The 20,624-nt window shown below is 63.9% G+C and carries 26 protein-coding genes and 1 tRNA gene; 11 read left to right on the forward strand and 16 right to left on the reverse strand.

Going from position 1 to position 20,624, the window contains the following annotated elements:
* Positions 1 to 2 precede the first annotated feature (2 nt).
* On the forward strand, positions 3 to 824 hold the full coding sequence (locus MESOP_RS18295) for a biotin--[acetyl-CoA-carboxylase] ligase (protein WP_013894823.1): 822 nt from the start codon (positions 3 to 5) through the stop codon (positions 822 to 824).
* Positions 825 to 918: 94 nt separating this feature from the next.
* Complete coding sequence (locus MESOP_RS18300; protein ID WP_013894824.1) at positions 919 to 2,589, forward strand: ribonuclease J; 1,671 nt, start codon at positions 919 to 921, stop codon at positions 2,587 to 2,589.
* 9 nt (positions 2,590 to 2,598) lie between these two features.
* Here MESOP_RS18300 and MESOP_RS18305 read toward each other — a convergent pair whose 3' ends face one another.
* Positions 2,599 to 3,393 (reverse strand): MBL fold metallo-hydrolase, encoded by a 795-nt coding sequence (locus tag MESOP_RS18305; protein ID WP_245264900.1) that lies wholly within the window; start codon positions 3,391 to 3,393, stop codon positions 2,599 to 2,601.
* A 227-nt stretch (positions 3,394 to 3,620) separates the two neighbouring features.
* On the opposite strand from MESOP_RS18305, the gene mce reads away from it, so the two are divergent.
* The 6 genes from mce (at position 3,621) to MESOP_RS18340 (ending at position 10,171) form a co-directional block, all read left to right on the forward strand.
* Positions 3,621 to 4,025 carry a methylmalonyl-CoA epimerase gene (mce, locus tag MESOP_RS18310; protein WP_013894826.1) on the forward strand — a complete coding sequence of 135 codons (405 nt, stop codon included), beginning with the start codon at positions 3,621 to 3,623 and terminating at the stop codon, positions 4,023 to 4,025.
* A complete protein-coding gene (locus tag MESOP_RS18315) occupies positions 4,022 to 4,306 on the forward strand; it encodes a DUF1467 family protein (protein WP_010910093.1) in 285 nt (94 codons plus the stop codon). Before mce ends, MESOP_RS18315 begins: the two co-directional genes overlap by 4 nt.
* Before the next feature lie 642 nt (positions 4,307 to 4,948).
* The gene (gene proS, locus MESOP_RS18320) at positions 4,949 to 6,277 is read left to right on the forward strand and encodes a proline--tRNA ligase (protein WP_013894827.1); all 1,329 of its coding nucleotides are present in this window, start codon (positions 4,949 to 4,951) and stop codon (positions 6,275 to 6,277) included.
* The gene (locus tag MESOP_RS18325) at positions 6,274 to 7,560 is read left to right on the forward strand and encodes a lipoprotein-releasing ABC transporter permease subunit (protein ID WP_013894828.1); all 1,287 of its coding nucleotides are present in this window, start codon (positions 6,274 to 6,276) and stop codon (positions 7,558 to 7,560) included. Before proS ends, MESOP_RS18325 begins: the two co-directional genes overlap by 4 nt.
* The gene (locus MESOP_RS18330; RefSeq protein WP_174324799.1) at positions 7,557 to 8,240 is read left to right on the forward strand and encodes an ABC transporter ATP-binding protein; all 684 of its coding nucleotides are present in this window, start codon (positions 7,557 to 7,559) and stop codon (positions 8,238 to 8,240) included. The genes MESOP_RS18325 and MESOP_RS18330 overlap by 4 nt, the downstream gene beginning before the upstream one ends.
* Before the next feature lie 680 nt (positions 8,241 to 8,920).
* Positions 8,921 to 10,171 (forward strand): peptidase M50, encoded by a 1,251-nt coding sequence (locus tag MESOP_RS18340; RefSeq protein WP_013894830.1) that lies wholly within the window; start codon positions 8,921 to 8,923, stop codon positions 10,169 to 10,171.
* Positions 10,172 to 10,191: 20 nt separating this feature from the next.
* On the opposite strand, the gene lipB is transcribed toward MESOP_RS18340, so the two are convergent.
* The gene (lipB, locus tag MESOP_RS18345) at positions 10,192 to 10,935 is read right to left on the reverse strand and encodes a lipoyl(octanoyl) transferase LipB (RefSeq protein ID WP_041164789.1); all 744 of its coding nucleotides are present in this window, start codon (positions 10,933 to 10,935) and stop codon (positions 10,192 to 10,194) included.
* A 234-nt stretch (positions 10,936 to 11,169) separates the two neighbouring features.
* Between lipB and MESOP_RS18350 the strand changes: the two genes are divergently transcribed.
* Both MESOP_RS18350 and MESOP_RS18355 read left to right on the forward strand, forming a co-directional pair.
* Positions 11,170 to 11,254, forward strand: a tRNA-Leu gene (locus MESOP_RS18350).
* 147 nt (positions 11,255 to 11,401) lie between these two features.
* Entirely contained in the window at positions 11,402 to 12,763 is a 1,362-nt protein-coding gene (locus MESOP_RS18355; protein WP_013894832.1) for a tyrosine-type recombinase/integrase, read from the forward strand.
* Here the strand turns inward: MESOP_RS18355 and MESOP_RS33795 are convergent.
* From MESOP_RS33795 to MESOP_RS18420, 14 genes are all read right to left on the reverse strand, one after another.
* The gene (locus MESOP_RS33795) at positions 12,723 to 12,971 is read right to left on the reverse strand and encodes a hypothetical protein (RefSeq protein WP_013894833.1); all 249 of its coding nucleotides are present in this window, start codon (positions 12,969 to 12,971) and stop codon (positions 12,723 to 12,725) included. The genes MESOP_RS18355 and MESOP_RS33795 overlap by 41 nt on opposite strands.
* A gap of 5 nt (positions 12,972 to 12,976) precedes the next feature.
* On the reverse strand, positions 12,977 to 14,077 hold the full coding sequence (locus MESOP_RS18360; RefSeq protein WP_013894834.1) for a DUF7666 domain-containing protein: 1,101 nt from the start codon (positions 14,075 to 14,077) through the stop codon (positions 12,977 to 12,979).
* A 1-nt stretch (position 14,078) separates the two neighbouring features.
* A complete protein-coding gene (locus tag MESOP_RS18365) occupies positions 14,079 to 14,468 on the reverse strand; it encodes a DUF7831 domain-containing protein (protein ID WP_013894835.1) in 390 nt (129 codons plus the stop codon).
* Positions 14,459 to 14,824 (reverse strand): HNH endonuclease signature motif containing protein, encoded by a 366-nt coding sequence (locus MESOP_RS18370; RefSeq protein WP_013894836.1) that lies wholly within the window; start codon positions 14,822 to 14,824, stop codon positions 14,459 to 14,461. The genes MESOP_RS18365 and MESOP_RS18370 overlap by 10 nt, the downstream gene beginning before the upstream one ends.
* Positions 14,824 to 15,345, reverse strand: coding sequence for a single-stranded DNA-binding protein (gene ssb / locus MESOP_RS18375; RefSeq protein ID WP_013894837.1), 522 nt, complete (start codon positions 15,343 to 15,345; stop codon positions 14,824 to 14,826). Before ssb ends, MESOP_RS18370 begins: the two co-directional genes overlap by 1 nt.
* Before the next feature lie 85 nt (positions 15,346 to 15,430).
* Positions 15,431 to 15,676, reverse strand: coding sequence for a hypothetical protein (locus MESOP_RS18380; protein ID WP_013894838.1), 246 nt, complete (start codon positions 15,674 to 15,676; stop codon positions 15,431 to 15,433).
* A complete protein-coding gene (locus tag MESOP_RS18385) occupies positions 15,676 to 15,933 on the reverse strand; it encodes a DUF2312 domain-containing protein (RefSeq protein ID WP_013894839.1) in 258 nt (85 codons plus the stop codon). Before MESOP_RS18385 ends, MESOP_RS18380 begins: the two co-directional genes overlap by 1 nt.
* A gap of 19 nt (positions 15,934 to 15,952) precedes the next feature.
* The gene (locus MESOP_RS18390; protein WP_013894840.1) at positions 15,953 to 16,147 is read right to left on the reverse strand and encodes a hypothetical protein; all 195 of its coding nucleotides are present in this window, start codon (positions 16,145 to 16,147) and stop codon (positions 15,953 to 15,955) included.
* A gap of 17 nt (positions 16,148 to 16,164) precedes the next feature.
* The gene (locus MESOP_RS18395; protein WP_013894841.1) at positions 16,165 to 17,319 is read right to left on the reverse strand and encodes a DNA polymerase III subunit beta; all 1,155 of its coding nucleotides are present in this window, start codon (positions 17,317 to 17,319) and stop codon (positions 16,165 to 16,167) included.
* Complete coding sequence (locus MESOP_RS18400) at positions 17,316 to 17,678, reverse strand: hypothetical protein (RefSeq protein WP_013894842.1); 363 nt, start codon at positions 17,676 to 17,678, stop codon at positions 17,316 to 17,318. Before MESOP_RS18400 ends, MESOP_RS18395 begins: the two co-directional genes overlap by 4 nt.
* Positions 17,678 to 18,352 (reverse strand): hypothetical protein, encoded by a 675-nt coding sequence (locus MESOP_RS33000; RefSeq protein WP_013894843.1) that lies wholly within the window; start codon positions 18,350 to 18,352, stop codon positions 17,678 to 17,680. The genes MESOP_RS18400 and MESOP_RS33000 overlap by 1 nt, the downstream gene beginning before the upstream one ends.
* Positions 18,349 to 19,089, reverse strand: a complete 741-nt coding sequence (locus tag MESOP_RS18410; RefSeq protein WP_013894844.1) for a hypothetical protein — start codon at positions 19,087 to 19,089, stop codon at positions 18,349 to 18,351. The genes MESOP_RS33000 and MESOP_RS18410 overlap by 4 nt, the downstream gene beginning before the upstream one ends.
* Positions 19,090 to 19,193: 104 nt before the next feature.
* Positions 19,194 to 19,409 carry a FitA-like ribbon-helix-helix domain-containing protein gene (locus MESOP_RS18415; protein WP_013894845.1) on the reverse strand — a complete coding sequence of 72 codons (216 nt, stop codon included), beginning with the start codon at positions 19,407 to 19,409 and terminating at the stop codon, positions 19,194 to 19,196.
* A 369-nt stretch (positions 19,410 to 19,778) separates the two neighbouring features.
* Positions 19,779 to 20,162 carry a helix-turn-helix domain-containing protein gene (locus MESOP_RS18420; protein ID WP_083833264.1) on the reverse strand — a complete coding sequence of 128 codons (384 nt, stop codon included), beginning with the start codon at positions 20,160 to 20,162 and terminating at the stop codon, positions 19,779 to 19,781.
* 42 nt (positions 20,163 to 20,204) lie between these two features.
* Between MESOP_RS18420 and MESOP_RS18425 the strand changes: the two genes are divergently transcribed.
* Positions 20,205 to 20,621, forward strand: coding sequence for a helix-turn-helix domain-containing protein (locus tag MESOP_RS18425; protein WP_083833265.1), 417 nt, complete (start codon positions 20,205 to 20,207; stop codon positions 20,619 to 20,621).
* Positions 20,622 to 20,624: the final 3 nt, after the last annotated feature.

The raw sequence follows: 20,624 nt of genomic DNA on the forward strand, positions 1-20,624 counted from the left end.
GCATGGCATTTCGGCTGGCTCCAACCTCGGCGTCGGAAGGGTTCCGGCTCGAGGCGCATGACAGCGTCGGCTCCACCAACGCGTTGGCGCTTGATCATGCCCGGGCAGGCGATCCGGGCAGGCTGTGGGTCGTTTCCAAGAAGCAGGAAAGCGGTCGCGGACGGCGTGGCCGCGTCTGGGCGACGCCGGAAGGCAATCTGGCCGCGACATTGCTCGTCCTCACCGGCGGAGAACTTCGCCTTGCCGCGACACTCGGCTTCGTCGCCGGTCTGGCGCTGGCCGATGCGCTCGACGCCGTGGTGCCGAAGGGCCGCATCGCCATCGGCCTCGACGGCGCCAGCCAGGGCCAAAACCGTTTCGAGCTGAAATGGCCGAACGATGTGCTGGCCTCCGGCGCCAAGCTTGCCGGCATCCTGCTGGAATCCGCTGTGTTGGACGGCGGGCGTTTCGCGGTCGCGGTTGGCATCGGCGTCAATGTTGTGGCGCATCCGCAGGATTTGCCGTATCCCGCGACATCGCTTCACGCATTGGGCGCGGCATGCGATGCCGAAACGCTGTTCCTGGCGCTGTCGGATGCCTGGAGCGAGAATGCCCGGCTTTGGGATGAAGGGCGCGGCCTTGCCGCCATCCGGCGGCGCTGGCTGGCACGCGCGGCGGGCCTTGGCGGTGAGGTTGCTGTCAGAATTGACGGTAATGTGGTGCGTGGCGTGTTCGAGACCATTGACGAGGACTGCCGTTTCGTGATCCGCGACGATGACGGGTCTGTTTTGACGATCGCCGCCGGCGATGTGCATTTCGGCGCGGTCGCATCCGCGCGGGTATAGTTTTGTTTTTACGCAATTCCGGTGGGAAAGCCGTTACACACTTTTCCTGGAATTGCTTCAACGGCTTGGCCTGAGGGCCAGGAAGGGAAAAATCATGGCGAAAGCGGAAAACGCCGAACTCGTCTTCGTGCCGCTCGGCGGCGTTGGCGAGATCGGCATGAACTTCGCCCTCTACGGCTATGGCCCGCCGAGCGCGCGCGAATGGATCATCATCGATGTCGGCGTCACCTTTCCCGATGCGGCGCATCCGGGCGTCGACCTGATTTTGCCGGACACCCGCTTCATCGAGGAGAACCTCGCCAACCTGCGCGGTATCATCATCACCCATGCGCATGAGGACCATTACGGCGCGCTGCTCGACACCTGGCCGAAGCTGAAGGCGCCGGTATGGATGACGCCGTTCAGCGCCGGGCTGCTGGAAGCCAAGCGGCAAGGCGAACAGGGTGCACCGAAGATCCCGCTGACGATCTACCGGGCGGGCGAGAAGTTCACCGTCGGCCCGTTTGAGATCGAGGCCATTCCGGTGGCACACTCGATTCCCGAGCCGATGTCGCTGGCGATCACCTCGCCGGCCGGCACCGTCATCCACACCGGCGACTGGAAGATCGACCCGGAACCGACGATCGGCCCGAAGACCGACGAAGCGCGCTTCCGTGCCTATGGCGACAAGGGCGTGCTGGCGCTGATCTGCGATTCGACCAATGCGCTGCGTGAAGGCGAGTCGCCTTCGGAAGTCGCGGTGGGCGAGGGCCTCAAGGGCGTCATCCAGGCCGCCAAGGGCCGCGTCGCCGTCACCACGTTCTCCTCCAATGTCGGGCGCATCGTCTCCATCGCCAGGGCAGCACGCGATGCCGGCCGTCAGTGCCTGGTGCTCGGCCGCTCGCTGAAGCGCGTCATCGATGTGGCCGGCGAGCTCGGCTACATGGACGGCCTGCCGGAGTTCATTGCCGAGGAGGATTTCGGCTTCATCCCGCGCGAAAACCTCGTCATCATCTGCACCGGCAGCCAGGGCGAGCCGCTGGCAGCCCTTGCCAAGCTGTCACGCGACGAGATGAAATCGGTATCGCTAACGGCGGGCGACACGGTGGTGTTTTCCTCGCGCACCATTCCCGGCAACGAGAAGGCGATCCTCGAGATCAAGAACCGCCTCATCGATCTCGGCATCAAGATCATCGAGGACGGCGACGCGCTGGTGCATGTCTCGGGCCATCCCCGCCGCAGCGAACTGCGCAAGATGTATGAATGGGTGCGCCCGCAGATCGGCGTTCCCGTGCATGGCGAGGCCGCGCATCTGGTGGCGCAGGGATCGCTGATGTCGACCTCCGGCATCGGCCAGGTGGCGCAGGTGCGCGACGGCGACATGCTGCGGCTCGCTCCCGGTCCCGCCACGATCATCGACCAGGTGCCGTTCGGCCGCATCTACAAGGACGGCAATTTGATCGGCACCGACCAGGCGATGGGCATTCGCGATCGGCGCAAATTGTCCTTTGCCGGCCATGTCGCGGTCAATGTCGTGCTCGACGACAAATATGAACTGGCCGGCGATCCCGACCTGGTCGCCATCGGCGTCGCCGAGGCCGATGCGCGTGGCGAGACGCTGGAAGACCTGATGATCGATGCGGCCGTCGGCGCGGTGGACTCGATCCCCCGCCAGCGCCGAAAGGACCTCGACCTGGTGCAGGAGGCGGTACGGCGCGCGGTGCGCGGCGCCGCCAACGAGGCCTGGGGCAAGAAGCCGCTGGTGACGGTGTTCGTCACAAGGTGAAAATGGCAGCTACACGTTGAGCTGATAGCTGACCGGAAGCCAGCGAAAAGAACCGTTCGCCGATTCGATGTAACCCAGGCCTGGAAATGGCATGTGGTGGCCAGCGACCAGCAGGCGCTGCTCCGCGGCCATCTTCAGCAGCCGCTTGCGCGTCTCGACCGCCTGTTGCTTGTCATCATCGAAATCGGCATGCCAATCCGGCTGCTGGACAGACACGACATAGTGCAGGAAGGCGTCCGACCAGATCAGCAATCGCTGGCCGCCGCTTTCGACGAGAAATGCCAGGAGGCCGGGGGAGTGACCGGCGGCGTCGATTGCAGTGACGCCGGGCAGCACCTCATCTCCGGGTGCTATGAATGTTGTCTGGTCGGCCAGCCCGGTGCAAATCTGCCTGAACAGATCACGGTTGGCCAATCTGGCCTCGCGGACCGCTGTTGCCTCGGTCCAGAAAGCGAATTCGGCCGCGCCGAACACATAGCGTGCTCGACGGAAAACGGGTTCGCCATTCCTGACGAGCCCGCCGATATGATCCGGGTGGCCGTGCGTGATGACCACCACATCAATGTCATCCGCCCCGAGCCCAAGGTCTTGCAAACAGTCGAGGAGTGAACTGTCTTCGTCTCCGCATCCGGTGTCGAAAAGGATCTTTTCGAAACCGGTGTCGACGAGCGTCGGGATGAAACAATGTTCGTATCGGTCCTGGTCGATGAAGTTCGAGGCCGCGAGTTCGAGCGCCGCGCCTGGCGGTTGTCCAGCTGCGAAGGCCGATGCGAGGTTGTCGCGGACATCGACGGCATCGAGCAAGGCGGCAACTTTGAATGACCCAAGATCGAAAGGAAAGATGCGGGCGCGGGCAGGGCGGATATCGGACATTGCCGTTTGTACTTTGCGGCTGGCGATCGGAACAGCCTCGATCGTGATTTGGAAGAATGATCATCGAAGTGCGACAGTGCGCGCCTCGTGAATGGCTATTGATATCGGTCGATTTGACGTATGACGCAGTCACTGGAAAGAGGAGTGATCGCTCGCACATGCTCGGACGACTGAACCATGTCGCGCTCGCGGTGCCGGATCTGGCGGCGGCAATTGCTGCTTACCGCAATACGCTTGGCGCCGCAGTGAGCGAGCCGCAGGCGCTGCCGGAGCATGGCGTTACCGTGGTGTTCGTCAATGTCGGCAACACTAAGATCGAATTGCTGGAGCCGCTTGGCGAGGGCTCGCCGATCGCCGCGTTCCTGGCGAAGAATCCGTCCGGGGGCATGCATCATCTCTGCTACGAGGTCGACGATATCCTGGCCGCGCGTGACCAGCTCAAGGCCGCCGGCGCCCGTGTGCTCGGCGACGGCAACCCGAAGCTGGGTGCGCATGGCAAGCCGGTGCTGTTCCTGCACCCGAAGGATTTCTTCGGCGCGCTGATCGAACTGGAGCAATCATGAGCTGGGTTTCGTTCACCGCGCTGTTTTTCGCGACCTGGTGGGTGGTGCTGTTCGCTGTGCTGCCGTTCAGCGTGAGGACGCAGGACGATGATCACGACGTGACGCTGGGCACCGTGCCGAGCGCGCCGCGCGGGCCGCATATGCTGCGCGCCGTGATCCGCACGACCATCGCCACGGCGATCCTGATGGGCATTTTCTATGGCCTGACGCACGGGCTGGGATACAGCCTTAACGACATCCCGCACATCGTGCCGGATTTCGGCCAGACCCCAGCGAAGTAGATCGCCCGGCAAGGCTGCTTAGCCGACATCGGAGCGGTACGGATGGGCTTGAAATGCCACCACGCCCCGCGCTGACGCTAGGTCATGTAAGCTGGCAACTCGCCGCGCTAACCAGGTGATTGCACAAAAAAAATGCAAGGCACGAGGCCTTGCAATTAAACGCGTCCGATCTGTTTCCGGTTTCCGGCGGCAGCGAGTAACCGCGCCTAGATCGCATCCTCCCAAGACTTTGACCGCGTAGGAGAGCAGATTTGTCTCCGCCCTCTCGGTTATCGCGGGACATTAGCCTAAGCCGAATGAAAATGTCACGAAGAATTTTGCCTCGAAACAGGCATTCTCGTGCTGCACTGCACAATAGTATGGCATGCTTTGCTTTCGAAACGACCAGCAGTGTCCAAGGGAGCCTTTACGGCATGTTCTGCATTGACGCGCGCAAAGAATTGGAGGCCAAATCCGAAGTGGTTCAGCGCGCTCGATTGCCAGCGCGGCCTGACCCGGGAACCAAGGGATTCCGGGCCGGAAGGCGTTGATGTGCGGCTATGGCCGGGTTTCCATTCCGCCATGAAATGGCTATGAAGCCGGGGCAAGCAAACCTGCGTCGCGCCGATTCTGGTGCGGCCGTTCTCATTCACGGACCAGTCCATGCGTTTGTCGCGCTATTTCCTGCCTATCCTCAAAGAAAATCCGCGCGAGGCCGAGATCGTCTCGCACCGGCTGATGCTGCGTGCCGGCATGATCCGCCAGCAGGGGCAGGGCAGTTTTTCCTGGCTGCCGCTCGGCAAGCGGGTGCTGGACAAGGTCTGCCAGATCATCCGTGAGGAGCAGAATCGCGCCGGTGCGCTGGAAATCCTGATGCCGACCATCCAGTCGGCCGATTTGTGGCGCGAAAGCGGCCGCTACGACGACTACGGCAAGGAGATGCTGCGCATCAAGGACCGGCAGGACCGCGACATGCTCTACGGTCCGACCAATGAGGAAGTGGTCACCGAAATCGTCCGCGCCTACGTCAAGTCCTACAAGGACCTGCCGCTCAATCTCTACCACATCCAGTGGAAGTTTCGTGACGAGGTGAGGCCGCGCTTCGGCGTCATGCGCTCGCGCGAATTCCTGATGAAGGACGCCTATTCCTTCGACCTCGATTTCGAGGGCGCCAAAGCGGCTTACAACAGGATGTTCGTGTCCTATCTCAGGACCTTCACGCGCATGGGCCTGCAAGCTATCCCGATGCGGGCCGATACCGGGCCGATCGGCGGCGATCTCAGCCACGAATTCATCATCCTGGCCGACACCGGCGAGAGCCAGGTCTATTGCGATCGCGATTATCTGTCGCTTCAGGTGCCCGGCGAAAACACCGACTTTGCCAATGACGGCGAGATCGCCGACATCGTCAAGACGTGGACGACGCCTTACGCCGCCACCGACGAGATGCATGACCAAGCGGCGTGGGACAAGCTCGGCGAAGCCGACCGTGTCTCGGCGCGGGGCATCGAGGTCGGCCATATCTTCCATTTCGGCGACAAATATTCCAAGCCCATGGGCGCCAAGGTGACCGGCCCCGACGGCAAGGATCATTTCGTCTCCGGCGGTTCCTACGGCATCGGCCCGTCACGGCTGGTCGCTGCGATCATCGAAGCCAGCCACGACGAGAACGGCATCATCTGGCCGGAAGCCGTGGCGCCGTTCGACATCGGCGTGATCAACATGAAGGTGGGCGACGCCGACTGCGACCGCGTCTGCGACGAGCTCTATGCCGCCTTTGCCGATGCCGGCAAGGATGTGCTCTACGACGACACCGACCAGCGGCCGGGCGGCAAGTTCGCCACCGCCGACCTGATCGGCCTGCCCTGGCAGGTGATCGTCGGGCCGCGTGGCGTCGCCGCTGGCGAGGTCGAAATCAAGAATCGCAAGACCGGCGAGCGCGAGACGCTGCCGATCGCTGAGGCGAAAAAACGCTTCGGTGCCGCCGCATGAGCGAGGCGGCCGCGGCAAGATCGGCGGGCGCCGGTCCCTTTTCCATCTTCGAACGCACGGTCGCATGGCGCTACCTGCGTTCGCGGCGCAAGGAGACGGTGATCTCGGTCATCGCCTCGATCTCCTTCCTCGGCATCATGCTGGGCGTCGCGACGCTGATCGTGGTGATGGCCGTGATGAACGGGTTCCGCGCCGAGCTGTTGACGCGGATTCTCGGCGTCAACGGCCATCTGATCGTGCAGCCAATCGATTCGCCGCTCGAGGATTACGCCCAGGTCGCCGGCCGCATCAACGGCGTGCCCGGCGTCAAATACGCCATCCCGCTGATCGACGGCCAGGTGCTGGCGCAAGGCAATGTCGGTGGCGGCACCGGTGCGCTGGTGCGTGGCATACGCGCTGAGGATCTCGGCAAGATCGCCATCGTCGCCAACAACATCAAGCAGGGTTCGCTCGCCGATTTCGACAGCGGCGAGGGCGTCGCCATCGGCAAGCGCATGGCCGAGAATCTCGGCCTGACGCTGGGCGACACCATCACGCTGATCTCGCCCGATGGCGACGTGACGCCGATCGGCACGACGCCGCGCATGAAGGGTTACAAGATTTCGGCGATCTTCGAAGTCGGCATGTCGGAATATGATACCTCCATCGTCTACATGCCGTTCTCCGAGGCACAGCTCTATTTCAACATGGACGGACGCGCGCAGACGATCGAGATCTATGTCGACAATCCCGACGATGTCGACGCGCTGAAACCGAAGGTGGAAGAGGCGGCGCAGCGGCCGATCGACATGGTCGACTGGCGCCAGCGCAACGAGACCTTCTTTTCCGCCCTGCAGGTCGAGCGCAACGTCATGTTCATGATCCTGACGCTGATCGTGCTGGTGGCGGCCCTCAACATCATTTCCGGCCTGATCATGCTGGTGAAGGACAAGGGGCACGACATCGCCATCCTGCGCACCATGGGCGCCTCGCGCGGCGCCATCCTGCGCATCTTCCTGATGACAGGGGCTGCGATCGGTGTCACCGGCACGCTTGCCGGCGTTCTGCTCGGCGTCGTCATCTGCACCAATATCGAATCGATCCGCCAGTTCTTCTCCTGGATGACCGGCAAGGTGCTGTTCAACCCGGAACTCTACTTCCTCAGCCAGCTGCCGGCAAAGATGGACCCGCGCGAGACGACCTATGTCATCATCATGGCGCTTGGCCTGTCCTTCCTGGCGACCGTGTTTCCGGCATGGCGGGCGGCTCGCCTCGATCCGGTCGAAGCCTTGAGGTACGAATAGTGGCCGAGGTCATTATCGAGCTGAAGAGCGTCGAGCGGCACTATGTCCAGGGGCCGCGCAAGCTCACCATCCTGAACGGCGCCGATTTTGCGCTGCGGCGCGGCGAGATGGTGGCGCTGGTGGCGCCGTCGGGCACCGGCAAGTCGACGCTGCTGCACACGGCGGGCCTGCTGGAACGCCCCGACGCCGGTGACGTCATCCTGTCCGGCCGGGCCTGCGGGCGGCTGTCCGACGACGAACGCACCTCGATCCGCCGCAACGATGTCGGCTTCGTCTACCAGTTCCATCATCTGCTGCCGGAGTTTTCCGCGCTGGAAAACATCATGATGCCGCAACTGATCAAGGGGCTGAGCCGCAAGGAAGCGTCCGAGCGCGCCGCGCAACTGCTCGACTACATGCAGATCGGCAAGCGCGCCTCGCACCGGCCGGCCGAGCTGTCCGGCGGCGAGCAGCAGCGCGTCGCCATCGCGCGCGCGGTCGCCAATGCGCCGCTGGTGCTGTTGGCAGACGAGCCGACCGGCAATCTCGATCCGGTTACCGCCTCTTACGTCTTCGAGGCGCTGGAGGCGCTGGTCCGGCAGTCGGGCCTCGCCGCGCTGATCGCCACCCACAATCACGAGCTGGCATCGCGCATGGACAGGCGCGTCACGCTGGCCGACGGCAAGGTGGTGCCGCTTTAGGGGCACCTCGCTGCAGGGGCGAGTCCACCTGGACACCTCCAGCGAGAGTTTCCGCGGATATAGATTGTCGCCAGGGATTCCGATCTCTCCGAGAGTCCCAGGCTCAGAACCGCCAGTGAGCATTCAGTGCGATCAAGGTGGAAGAGATCGCGACCATCGCCAGGATGAGCAGCCAGGTTACAAAGTTGCGAGAGAGGCGCCACCGGCGGCCTTGTCTCATGCGCTTTCGCCAGCGATCGGCTTGATTGGCGCCTTTGTGTTGCCCCACGTCCATCACTCGGTAGTCGCACAGCTTAGCCACTATTGTCTCGACCGAGATTGAGTGCAAGCTGGCGTGCCTGTTGATAGGTGCCGCGCCGTCAACCTTTTCTTAACCCTGCCGATTTGATCGCTCGAAGATTCCGGCCGCGGGCGGATTCTGCTCGTTGACTTTGAAACAAAATTAGAACAAATTGCGAACATATCAACAACAGGAGAGAGTTATGACCGATCTGGTTCAGGATGTCGTCTCGCTGGTTTGCATGAGTGCGTTTCTCGTTTCCATGGCGATCTGGATCGGAGCCATGTGATTTGGCGGCTTGCGCCGCCGCAGTTCCGGCGGGCGCAAGGCCGCCCCGCCGTTAAGCCTTTCTTGCCGCCGCGACGTTAGGGTTCTCCACCAAGGCAGGAGCAACGTCCAGGTGTCGCCCATCATCACCGCCATTCTGGTGGTCAGCAATCTCGGGCTGATCTTCCTCCTGATAACCGTGCCGCTCGGTTTGCGCACGGTGAGGTCCAGCCGCGTGGTCGCCATGGACCGGCAGCGCCTCTGGCAGGCGCTGTGGCCGCTCGGCAGCGATGCCGGCTGGTCCGGCGAGATCCTGTCGGCGCAAGCGCTGGACGGGGAGGGCGAGGCCCGCATCATGCTGTCGTGGGAAGGCCGCGACGGCAAGCCGATCGAGCGCAGGTCGAAGCTCGAAGACGTCGTCGAAGGCAGCAGCTTCACGATGCGCGTCATCGAGGACACCGCTCTCGATGGCTCGTTCTGGAAGGATTATAGCGAGACCACGGATCTCGTTTCGGAAGGCGGCGGCACGCGGGTGACGCTCGGCCGGACCGACCGCTACCGTGGCGTCGCCTTCCTGGTGTTCCGTTATTTCGCCATGCGCCGCGAACTTTCCAAGCTGCAGCGCTGGGCGGTCACCGGGCAGTATCGCAAGGGCGGCTGGTTCGAGCATCCGCTGAGCCAGGTCGGTTTCGCCGTGCTGTCGGCACTGATCCTGTGGCCGTTCTTCGGGCTGCACCTCGGCGGGCTGGCGCTGGCCTCGATCCTGACGTCGGTCGTGGCCTTGCACGAACTCGGCCACATGGCGGCGTTCCGCCTGATGGGCCACCGCAAGGCGCGGATGATCTTCATCCCGCTGCTCGGCGGCATCGCCATTGGCGGCCGGCCCTACAACAGCCGTTTCGAGGTGGCCTTCGTGGCGCTGATGGGGGCGGGGTTCTCCGCCTTCCTGGTGCCTATCGTCATTGCCGCCAGCGTGTTTGCCGGCGGCGAGGGGCACAAGGCCGCCGCCGCGCTGCTGGCGGCGCTGGCCGGCTGTGCCGCCCTGTTCAACATCGCCAATCTGGTGCCGGTGTGGAAGTTCGACGGCGGCCAGGTGCTCCGCCAGATCTGCCCGGGGCCGATCGTGCTGGCGCTGGCCTCGTTCTTCCTGCTGTCCGCCTTCCTGGCGCTCGGCCGGCAGGCTGGCTTCTCGTCAGGGTTCCTGATCGTCGCGGGAGCGGTCTTTTCGATCCTCAGCCTGCTGACGGTGGGCAGCGGGATAAAGCCGCGTCACGAACTGGAGCCGATCCGCATCGTCGACCGCTTCGCCATCGCCGGAGCGCTGCTGGCGGTATTCGTCATCCATGGCTGCGGTGTGTTGTGGGCGTCGGGGCAGCTAATTTAATCTGCCTGAACTCGAAAGGCTCAACCGGCCTTGCGGGCCGCTTCGACAGGCAAGGCGATGGCCGGACCAAACACGTCCTCGAAGGCGGATTTCAGAGCCAGATCGAGGTCGGCCATGCCAACGGGAAGGCCGAGGTCGACGAGGCTGGTGACGCCATGGTCCTGGACACCGCACGGCACGATGCCGCTGAAATGGGCCAGCTCCGGCTCGACATTGATGGCGATGCCGTGAAAGCTCACCCAGCGCCGCAGCCGGATGCCGATGGCCGCGATCTTGTCTTCGGCCGGAGAGCCGTCCGGCAGTGCGGGGCGATCGGGCCGCACCACCCAGACGCCGACCCGATCCTCACGGCGTTCGCCGCGCACATTGAAGGCGGCGAGCGTGCCGATGATCCACTGTTCGAGCGCCGCGACGAAGGCGCGCACATCCTCGCGGCGCCGCTTCAGGTCGAGCATCACATAGGCAACCCGCTGGCCCGGCCCATGATAGGTGTATTCGCCGCCGCGTCCTGCCGAAAAGACCGGAAAGCGGTCAGGCTCGATCAGATCCTCGACGCGGGCACTGGTGCCGGCGGTGTAGAGCGGCGGGTGTTCGACAAGCCAGACCATCTCGCCGGCGGCACCACTGCGGATCGCCTCGGCGCGCGCCTCCATGAAGGCAAGCGCGTCGGGATAGGCGGTGAGGCTGGGCTCGATGCGCCATTCGACCGGCGCTGACCCGGGCAGGGGCAGGAATGACGTGGCGATCTGGCTGCGTTCTGTCATGGCGTGTCGCTTTTTGCCCATGCATACCATAGCCCAAGACCGCCTTGCACTTCCGGGCGACATGCATTTGCTTCCATATGGCCTCAAACGGGCAAAACGTCCAGTTCCGGCCCAGTTTTCCAATCCTGTGGACCGTTATGCCAATCGCTTGAGATTATTGCTCGCGGCGCACTTGTTTCGCCGGAAACGATTTGCTACACGCCGCGAGCCGGTCGGTTCCGGCTCCTACCACGTGCGGTCGTGGCGGAATTGGTAGACGCGCAGCGTTGAGGTCGCTGTGGGGCAACCCGTGGAAGTTCGAGTCTTCTCGACCGCACCAGTATTTCAGGCCGATTTTCGCACCTAGCGCGTTGATTTCATTACACAAATCAAGCATTCGATTTTGCCGGCCTTGCATCAATGGTCTGTTTTGTGCCACTAATCGCGCCACATACCAAGCCCCGACAGGCTTTTTGCAGGTGCGTACATGGGTCGAAATCGAACCCGGACCGATCCCGACAGGTACCTGACCATCCGTCAGGGAAACTACCACTACAAGCGCCGCGTGCCGGTGACGATCGCCCATCTCGACGAACGGGCGCCGCATGTGCGCGCCTCGCTCAAGACCGATGATCGTACCTTGGCGCGCGGCAAGCGCGATCTGCTCGAGGCGGCCGACGATGCGCTTTGGGCCTCGCTGATCACCAAGGGTGTTACCGATCCTGCCCGCCGGCGCTACGAGGCCGCCGTCAAGCGCGTCGAGGCACTCGACTTCACCTTCCATGGCGCTACCTATTTCGAGGAGCCGGAAGCCTTCAACGATCTCATGGACCGCATCCGCCATGTGCTGGCGAGCGGCCAGGAAGACCGGATCGCCGACCCGCTGCTCGGCGCGGTCGAGGTGCCGGACACCAAGGTCAGTGATGCTTTCGACATCTACTGCAACGAGATCGTCGCCGACGAGCTGATCGGCAAAAGCCAGGTGCAGAAGGACCAATGGAAGAAGGTCAAGCGGCGCGCCATCAACAACTTCATCAAGCTCAACGGCGACATCGCGATGGAAGAGATCGGCATCGACCATGCCAAGAAGGTCTACCGGCACTGGCTGGGCCGCATCGCGCCCAAGGAAGGGTCCTCGACGGCCGGGGCCTCTTCGGGCAACCGCGACCTCGGCAACATGCGGGTGCTCTACGAGGCCTATTTCAAATACCAGGGCGATGCGCGGCGCGACAATCCGTTCGAAGGCCTCGGCTTCTCGCTGAAGAAGAAGCGCTCGCGGCCGCCGATCCCGACCGAATGGATCCGCGACACGATGATGAAGCCCGGAAACCTGGCCACGCTCAACGACGAGGCGCGCGGCATCCTGTTGATCCTGATCGAGACCGGGGCGCGGCCGAGCGAGATCTGCAACCTCGAGCCGCACGCCATCCGGTTGTCCAACAAGGTGCCGCATCTTTCGATCGAGCCGCGCGAGGATCCGGCCAACCCGCGCGAGATCAAGACCGAATCGTCGCGTCGCCTGGTGCCGCTGGTCGGCGTCGCGCTTGCCGCGGCGGAACGCCACAAGACCGGCTTCCCGCGCTACCGCAACCGAGAGAACGAACTGTCGGCGACGCTCAACCATTTCCTGCGCGCCAACAGCCTGCTGCCGACCAAGGCGCACACCGTCTATTCGTTCCGCCACTCGTTCGAGGACAGGATGAAGGAAGCCGGCCTCGATGACGAGCTGCGCCGCTTGCTGATGGGCCATACCGTCGATCGCCCCAAATACGGCTCCGGCGGCTCGCTCGACTGGCGGCGTCGGGAACTTATGAAGATTGCGCTGCCGTTCGACCAGTCGATTGTGTAGATGGCGATCGTGCGAGGCGTGCCTGTGCCGCGGCGAGAATGACGTGCTTCTCGACGCGCTTGTCGCGTTCCCGTTCCAGCGCCCGCCAGATCGGCAGGTAGAGATCGGCCCTGGAGCCAAGCTTCTCCATCCGCCTGGCCACGAGATCGAGGCCGGCCTCGATCTCGTCCAGCGTCACTGGTTTGCGTTTGTCGGAGCGGGTCGACATTTTTCCTATTCGACCTCGACAGGCTTGCCATCGACGAGGCGATAGAACTTGTCGGGCTTGATACAATCGCGGCCGGCAATGCCGGCCCATGCGTGCAGGATCTCGCCAGAGGTCGAGCGCTCAACCAGGAACAGCGCGCAGCCGTCCTTGCCGCGCACCTTGCCTTCAAAGCCTGATGCGGTGGCAGCGCCCTGTTCGCCCGATGCGGTGGCAGCGCCCCGCGTACCCGATGCGGTGGCAGCGCCCCACCATCCAGATGCGGTGGCAGCGCCCCGCGCACCCGATGCGGTGGCAGCGCCCCGCGCACCCGATGCGGTGGCAGCGCCCTGCCAACCGGATGCGGTGGCAGCGCCCCACCATCCAGATGCGGTGGCAGCGCCCTGTTCGCCCGATGCGGTGGCAGCGCCCTGTTCGCCCGATGCGGTGGCAGCGCCCCGCGCACCCGATGCGGTGGCAGCGCCCCGTTCTCCAGATGATGTGGCAGCGCCCCAATCTCCCGATGCGGTGGCAGCGCCCCGTTCTCCAGATGCGGTGGCAGCGCCCTGATAACCGGATGCGGTGGCAGCGCCCCAATCTCCCGATGCGGTGGCAGCGCCCCGTTCTCCAGATGATGTGGCAGCGCCCTGATAACCGGATGCGGTGGCAGCGCCTCCGGTTCCCGATGCGGTGGCAGCGCCCCCGGTATCGTCGGTGCCGACGCGTTCGCTGGCGGCGGCCGTGTAATTGCCGTCGACAGGCTTGGCGCGATCGATGACCCATTTGGCCGCGTCGAGGATCAATTGCGTCAGGCCGATCTCCTTGCCGACCGTCAGGATCTCGGCGGCCGTCTTTTCGCCGCCATCGTCGCTGTCCATCTGGCCGGAGATCTCGACCCGGCAGATGCGCGTGCCCGCCGGCGCGTAATATTTGAACAGTGCCAACGGATGACCGGTAATGGCATGAAATCCGCTCTCGCAGGCCTTGACCTTGCCGTCGTGCCTGTAGGTCTTGCCGCTCTCGAACTGGAAAAACTTGCCTTGCGGCGTGCAGGCGAGATCCTCGTTAAAACCCTTGTAGGCGAGGATCGGGGCGGTGCTGGCAATGTCGGGTTTCTTGGTGCGAGCCATGTCAGATGTCCTTCCAGGGGCAGGGCTTGCCAGGTGCGGCGCGGAAGAACGCGACGATCAACCGATGCAGAGCGGGTGCATTTTCAGGCAGACGGGCAAGGCCGGTGCCCAGCCCATCGGTCGGCACGTAGACGGTCAGGCCCCGGTTGAGGGCAACCGCGACGTTGCCGAGATCGCCGACGACGGTGGCAAGCGCCAGCGGGTCATCGGCGCGGTAGTAGTGGCCGGGCGCATAGAGCGTGGCGACGCCGATCGCGTTCGGCTCGCCGCGCATGGAAGCGGCCTGGCCGCCAAGCCCGACGCGCTCAGCGTTGTCGCCGAACACGAAGCGCGCCCGCGGCTCTGCCTGCAGCATGTCGCGCGTGATCCACGACAGGTATTTTACGGGCATGCTTGCCTCCTGGTTTTCAGCGCCTGGTCGCGGCGTTTCTGGTTCTGTTTGTGGGTGACCATTTCGAGGTGGTCGTCGCGGATGCAGCGGCGGGTGCGGCAGAGATGGTCGAGTTGCTTCTTGCCGGGGATGAAACCGTGCTCGTTGGTCCAGTTGACGATGTGGACGGCGACCGTCTGGCCGTCGAGCGACATGCGGGGATAGCCGCCGTCGCGCCCGCTGCCACTGTCCGGCCCTGTCCAGATATGGCACGGCGACGGCTGGCCAGAGGCGTCGACATAGCCGGTGTCGACGATCTCGACGCAGACCATGATCCTGGCGCGGATCGCCTCGCGGCGGGAGAGCGGCGCGTTCATCAGAAGGGGATCTCGTCGTCGAGTTCGCGCGAGCCACGCGAGGCCTGCGGTGTCTTGTCCGCAAAAGATTGGCGGGTGCGTTCCTCGACGGCGCGGCGATCGTCGGTCTCGCGCGAACGCTGGCTGCCATAGTCGTCGGCGCCCTCGACACCGGGCGGGCGGTTGGACGGCAACTTGTCGATCATCTGGATCTCGCCGCGAAAGCGGTTCAGCACCGTCTCGGTGGTGTAGCGGTCGATGCCGTCCTGGCCGGCCCATTTGCGGGTCTGCTGCTGGCCCTCGACATAGACCTTCATGCCCTTCTTCAGATATTTTTCGGCAACCTCGGCGAGCTGCGTGTTGAAGATGACCACCGAATGCCATTCGGTGCGTTCCTTGCGCTCGCCGCTGTCCTTGTCCTTCCAGCTTTCCGACGTCGCCATGCGAAACGAGACGATCGGGTCGCCGGCCTGGCTGCGGCGGATCTCGGGATCGGCGCCGAGATTGCCGACCAGGATGACCTTGTTGACAGACCCGGCCATCAGTGCACCGCCAGCCATGCGGCAATGATGCCTATGACGATGCCGGCGACGGCAACCCAGCCGTCATCACGATTGTCGCGTGTGCTCATGGTTCCACTCCCATTGCGGTCAGCTCTGCGTTGGCGGCGTCGATTTCCTGATCCAGCGACGCTGTTAGATCGGCGATGATCCGGCGCTGGTAGGCGATCGAGATGACGACGATGCAGTTGTCCTTGACGTCGCCGGCCATCAGTTCGATGCCCTTGGTGGTGACGAGATCGCGCACGCGCTGGCTGGCGTCGCGGTCGGTGAGGATTGTCTGCGCCCTGGCGAGGTCTGCCCGGTTCAGCATCACACCATCCCCAGCGCGGCCATGTACAGGTCGAGGATCGACTGTTCCTCCTGGCGCTTCATCGGGTCCTTGCGGCGCATGGCGACGATGGTGCGCATGGCCTTGACGTCGAAACCGGTGCCGCCACCTTCCGAGTAGACCTCGCCGATGTCTTCGCCGATCGTCTTCTTCTCTTCCTCAAGCCGCTCGATGCGTTCGATCAGAGCGCGCAGCTGGCCGGCGGCAACGGTCTGCGAAGTGTCGGTGTCGTCGGACATCTGTTTTCCTTCGCGTCGGTTAAATGGTGGGTACTTCCGTGGCGAGTTGCTGCATGTAGACCGTGCAGGTTTCGCCGTAGGTCGGTTCTCTGCCTGCGGCTTCATCGGCAAGAAATTCGTTGACCGATTTGAACTCGCGTTCGAACCGCTCCGGTTCTTCAATGAAGCGCCGCATCCATTCGTTGAAGCAGGTCGCCATCTGAGCATTGGTCATGGGAGTTCCTTTCCGGGTTAAAAACGCATCTGCATGAGCAGAAAAGAAGAACGGTCGTTGTCGGGCAGCATCCGCACGCCGATGGCGTTGCCCTCGATCGGCGCGAAGGTGACCTTGGTGCCACCGGCGGCGGCCAGCGCGTCGCGGATGTAACGGCAGTTGACGACGATCGGCTCGCCCTGTCCCTCGACCTCGCAGTCGATCAGGTCCTCGGCGTCGGCGTCGTTGCCCTTGATCTCCAGCTTGAGGCCGCCGTCGACCGGCGTCATGCGGATCGGCCGCGCGGTCTCGGCCTTCCCCTTGCCGTCCTTGCGCGGCAGCACCAAGAGCCGGCCGATCGCAGCGTCGAGCGCCTTGGCGGCGACCGATATGCGGAATGCGCCCGGCGCCTGCAACAGCCTGGCATAGTCGGCGAAGGCGGCGTCGATCAGCTTCGAGGTGACGCGGATCGCCTCGCCCTCGACGGTGACGATGCCCTTGGCACCCGAGAGCGTGACCTCGCTTTCGTCGCCGTCGAAGATGCGGATCAGTTCCTTGACCGTGCGGTCGGGAATGGTGATGCCCTGGTGGCCTTCCTGGCGCTCGGCGAAGCCGCCGGTCAGTTCCGGCGCCTCGACGCCGACCGTGTGGACGCGGTGGCCGTCGGTGGCCGCGGTGCGTAGCGCACTGGCACCGTCCTCGCCGGCGGCGACGTGCAGCAGCACGCCCTGGATGAAGTGGCGGGTTTCGTCCATCGCACTCACGCAGGTGCGCAGAAGTTCGACCAGTTCGTTGGCGCGGATCGCCATGCTCCAGTCCTGCGTGCCGGCGCCGATCAGGAAGAAATCGGCGCCGGGCAGGATCGGCATGGTCAGCCGGCCCTTGCCGTGGCGGGCGACGACGGTCTTCATGTCGTCGGCGAAGGTGAGCGTGCCGCTGTCATCGCCGCCGCCGTCACGGGCGATGAAGAACTCCAGCACCGCGCGTGGAATGGCGGCGACGATTGATGCGCCTTCGCAGGGGATGGTGGCGCAGGCCTCGATGTCGAGGTCCGACATGGTCAGGGTCAGCTTTTTCCTGGCGACCTCCATCCGGGCATGGTCAAGGATCTCGATGTTGCGCGAGCCGCCGGGGATGTTGCGGATCGCCTTGGCGGCTTCGGCGAAGGCGGCGACGGAAAACTTGATTGTCATGGGTTTTGCCTCACGGGCCGCACCGCCGCCGTTTCGGCGGCTGGCCCTCCGGCGGGGCGCGCGACGACGCGCGACGCCCGGTCGGGCTTGCCGCCTTCGGCGGGATACATGCTGTTCAATGTCTCAAAGGTGCGCTTGGCTTTGTTCTCTTCTAAACCGAAACGCTCCCGATCGTGGCGAGCATCGATCTCGGCTTCTGTTGGGAAGGGTCGAGCCTGTGGCGCCTTACGCGCTGCGATCAATCGGGCGCGCGCATCCCACGACATCATATCGGGGTAATAGTCGCGCGCCTTTTCGTAGGCTTCGCGGCATCTTCCTTCGACAACGAGATCGCAGATCTCTTCAAGCTCGGGAGACATCACACCCTCCTGGCGTTGGGGCAGAGCGTCGCCAGGCGCTCGCGATAGGCTTCCGCCGCCTTGGCCACCGGCCATGCGGACAGCCGGCCGCGCATGGCGATCGGCTTGGCAGCGTCTATTCGTGCGCCCCAGCTTTTCGGCGCCGGTATCAGCAATTGCCGCTGCTCGGTCGCCAGCATGCGCAGGTCGAAATCGGCGATCGCCGCGCGATAGGTTTTTCCCGGTGGCGGCATGCCGGCGGCGCGCCAGATCGCCATGTCAAGGCGGGCCTTGGCGGTGGCGATCAGCGTCTCGACCATGCCGTGCGCCGATCCGCCATAGAGTTCGTCGGCGATGACGGCCAGCCACTTGGCCACCGGCGTCGTCATGTCGCCGAAGACATATTCATGCGCGTCGTGCAACAGGAAATAGGCCGCGATGTTGGCATCGCGGGTTTCCTCCATCGCGGCGTCGGCGCCGACAACGCAGTGCTGCGCCACGCAATAGGGGTTGCCGGGCACGGCGCCGCCGAAGCGGCAGATGCGCGCCAGCCCTTCGGCGACGTCGCCATGCAGATCGATGTCGAGCGCGGTGAAACCGGTCAACGGAAAGGCGCGTCCGGTGATGGTCTGTTTGAAGACGTCTGCGTCACGCAACGCGCTTGGCATTTTCATGAGGTCGCGGGTCTCGTTCATGCGTGCTCACCCCGATGCACGGTGGCTTTCTGTTCGGCGGCGATGGCGTAGATGACGCGGTTGGCCTCGCGCTCGAGCAGCGGCAGGCGGCGCAGGAAGGTTTTCAGCGCGGCCAGGCAGCGCTCGGATTGCGACCACCAGGGATCGAGCTTGAAGGCGGCGCGCGCCTGGCAGAAGCGGCGCCATTCGACGGCCGCCGCGTCCTCGCTGGCTTCGTCCAGCCCGCCGGTCTTCGGCATGATGTGCGCCGCCGAAGCGATCGCCTTCTCGATGATCTGCTGCAGCCGGTCGCCGGTCGGGGCGATCTCGCGAATGAAGGTTTCGGCGAGGATCAGCTTGGCTTCGGTCAGATGGGCGATGATCTCGCCGACCGAGAAGCCGAGCACCGACAGATCCTTTTCGGTGGCGCATTCGCCGCAGCCGGCGATTTCGCGGATGGCGTCGGCAAGTTCGACCGCGCGGGCATTCCTCGCCCCGCTGCCGGCCTCCGGGTGCTCGACGCGGCGGGCGTCGGAAAAGCGCTGGCCCGGTTTGCCGGCGAGGCTGGCGGGGATCGGCGCGGCGGTCGCCTTCTTTAGGTTGCCGATGACGTCACGGATTTGTGTGTCGGACAGACGCTCGCGCCAGTCTGCCCAATCCTGCGTGACGCCGGGCTTGCAATCGTAGCCAAGTGCTTCGAGTTCGGAGATCAGTTCCTGACGCGGGGTCAGCGGATCGAAAGGGCCGGGGGATTGCATAGCCGCTCCATCGGTTGGAATGAAGCGGATAATATGCGCAAACGGATAAGTGTCAATCTGAAAAAATGCGCAAACGGATAAAACCTTTTCGTGAAGAGGGCGGGTTAGTCCAGCTGGCCCTTGTCGAGTATGGCAATGACTTCCGCCAGCAGGCCGAGCGCGCGCTTGCGGTCGGCGTCGTCGGCGGAAAACGTGCGCTCGATCCTGGCCGCGACTTCGGCGTTCATGCTGCGTCCGCTTTCGGCGGCCGAGACCTTGAGTTGCCTCACCAGCGAGGCCGTCAGACGGATGTGGATGGTGATGCGGTCAGGGCTCGTCATGCCCGACCTTATGGACAAAAAGCCGGCCGCCGGAAATCAGTCCACCGGTGCTATAAATGTCCCACGCGTGCTATATGTTCTCCCCGCTATTCACAGGCAGATTGTTACAGGTTGAAATATCCTGTTAAGCTCGCGCGAATGGTTCTATTCGTACAATTGTACCAAAATGAGACGCCGAGTGAGGATCGGCGCGGTTGACAAGGGGGGAAGGAAATTGTTCCTAATCGGGTCTGCTCGGGATTTCAGAAATGATCCACTACATGCCACGTGACAAGACGTGCGGCGAGGACGCGATGGAAGCGCTGCGCGCCATTGCGAGTGGACCCATGGACCCGGCGCTGCGCATCGAGCGCGATGCCGCCTCGATCGCTAGCGCGATGAGGATGATTCACGGCGGGGCGTGGCGCTTTGAGATCGATCATCAGCATCAGATCGTTCTGATCCGGCCGTGTTAACCCTGATCGCGTTGGAAATGACGGTCAGGGCGACGTTGATGTCGGTTTCCGTGAGCCCGGCGATCCGGCGCAGCACGGCCAGGATTTCCGCTTCGCCGCGAATCGGCTCGTCGGTGCGGCCGTTTTCCACGACCTGGCTGTAAAGCGCATTGATGCGGTCGCGGCGATCGCCGCGCGGTTCCGATCCCGCCAGCCAACGGTTGACCGTCGACTGGCCGACCTCCAGCAGCTCGGCGAGCTTCTGCTGCTTCCAGTCCGTCGTCGCCATGATGGCGCGGATCTTCTCCTCGATCTTCATGGCGCGGACGCTGCCACGGGCGGCGGATAAAGAAAAATCCGCATGCGCATATTTTTCGGCTTGCATGTTATCCGTTTGCGCATAATATGCGTTGCCATGAGCGCCATCAGACATATTCGCCTCCATATATTCGGGGTGACCCAGGCTGAATTCGCAGCCCTGGCCGGCGTGACGCAGGCCAGCGTGTCGCGGTGGGAAGCCGGTGTGGCGCCGTCACTCGACGACATGCGGGCGATCCGCGAGGCGGCGATCGCACGTGGCATCGCCTGGGACGATGCCTGGTTTTTCGCCGTTCCCGGCGAGGCGGTGGCGGCTGAACCGGTCGGTGAGCCGCAGCGGCCCGCCGCCGGGCACTGCAACGATTTCGACGCCACGCCCCCGGGCGTCGCGGCCGGTCCCGACGCCTCCCAAGCCGGGGCCGGCCTTTCCAATCAGCGAAATCAGGAGATGGCGGAATGAGCA

Origin of the sequence: Mesorhizobium opportunistum WSM2075 (genome assembly GCF_000176035.2) — a bacterium.
Taxonomy (GTDB): domain Bacteria; phylum Pseudomonadota; class Alphaproteobacteria; order Rhizobiales; family Rhizobiaceae; genus Mesorhizobium; species Mesorhizobium opportunistum.

Bases quoted from the DNA above. Each gene is read 5' to 3' on its own strand.
- MESOP_RS18295 (WP_013894823.1), top strand. From the start codon at position 3: ATGGCATTTCGGCTGGCTCCAACCTCGGCGTCGGAAGGGTTCCGGCTC.
- MESOP_RS18300 (WP_013894824.1), top strand. From the start codon at position 919: ATGGCGAAAGCGGAAAACGCCGAACTCGTCTTCGTGCCGCTCGGCGGC.
- mce (WP_013894826.1), top strand. From the start codon at position 3,621: ATGCTCGGACGACTGAACCATGTCGCGCTCGCGGTGCCGGATCTGGCG.
- MESOP_RS18315 (WP_010910093.1), top strand. From the start codon at position 4,022: ATGAGCTGGGTTTCGTTCACCGCGCTGTTTTTCGCGACCTGGTGGGTG.
- proS (WP_013894827.1), top strand. From the start codon at position 4,949: ATGCGTTTGTCGCGCTATTTCCTGCCTATCCTCAAAGAAAATCCGCGC.
- MESOP_RS18325 (WP_013894828.1), top strand. From the start codon at position 6,274: ATGAGCGAGGCGGCCGCGGCAAGATCGGCGGGCGCCGGTCCCTTTTCC.
- lipB (WP_041164789.1), bottom strand. From the start codon at position 10,935: ATGACAGAACGCAGCCAGATCGCCACGTCATTCCTGCCCCTGCCCGGG.
- MESOP_RS18355 (WP_013894832.1), top strand. From the start codon at position 11,402: ATGGGTCGAAATCGAACCCGGACCGATCCCGACAGGTACCTGACCATC.
- MESOP_RS33795 (WP_013894833.1), bottom strand. From the start codon at position 12,971: ATGTCGACCCGCTCCGACAAACGCAAACCAGTGACGCTGGACGAGATC.
- MESOP_RS18360 (WP_013894834.1), bottom strand. From the start codon at position 14,077: ATGGCTCGCACCAAGAAACCCGACATTGCCAGCACCGCCCCGATCCTC.
- MESOP_RS18365 (WP_013894835.1), bottom strand. From the start codon at position 14,468: ATGCCCGTAAAATACCTGTCGTGGATCACGCGCGACATGCTGCAGGCA.
- MESOP_RS18370 (WP_013894836.1), bottom strand. From the start codon at position 14,824: ATGAACGCGCCGCTCTCCCGCCGCGAGGCGATCCGCGCCAGGATCATG.
- ssb (WP_013894837.1), bottom strand. From the start codon at position 15,345: ATGGCCGGGTCTGTCAACAAGGTCATCCTGGTCGGCAATCTCGGCGCC.
- MESOP_RS18380 (WP_013894838.1), bottom strand. From the start codon at position 15,676: ATGCTGAACCGGGCAGACCTCGCCAGGGCGCAGACAATCCTCACCGAC.
- MESOP_RS18385 (WP_013894839.1), bottom strand. From the start codon at position 15,933: ATGTCCGACGACACCGACACTTCGCAGACCGTTGCCGCCGGCCAGCTG.
- MESOP_RS18390 (WP_013894840.1), bottom strand. From the start codon at position 16,147: ATGACCAATGCTCAGATGGCGACCTGCTTCAACGAATGGATGCGGCGC.
- MESOP_RS18395 (WP_013894841.1), bottom strand. From the start codon at position 17,319: ATGACAATCAAGTTTTCCGTCGCCGCCTTCGCCGAAGCCGCCAAGGCG.
- MESOP_RS18400 (WP_013894842.1), bottom strand. From the start codon at position 17,678: ATGTCTCCCGAGCTTGAAGAGATCTGCGATCTCGTTGTCGAAGGAAGA.
- MESOP_RS33000 (WP_013894843.1), bottom strand. From the start codon at position 18,352: ATGAACGAGACCCGCGACCTCATGAAAATGCCAAGCGCGTTGCGTGAC.
- MESOP_RS18410 (WP_013894844.1), bottom strand. From the start codon at position 19,089: ATGCAATCCCCCGGCCCTTTCGATCCGCTGACCCCGCGTCAGGAACTG.
- MESOP_RS18415 (WP_013894845.1), bottom strand. From the start codon at position 19,409: ATGACGAGCCCTGACCGCATCACCATCCACATCCGTCTGACGGCCTCG.
- MESOP_RS18420 (WP_083833264.1), bottom strand. From the start codon at position 20,162: ATGAAGATCGAGGAGAAGATCCGCGCCATCATGGCGACGACGGACTGG.
- MESOP_RS18425 (WP_083833265.1), top strand. From the start codon at position 20,205: ATGCGCATATTTTTCGGCTTGCATGTTATCCGTTTGCGCATAATATGC.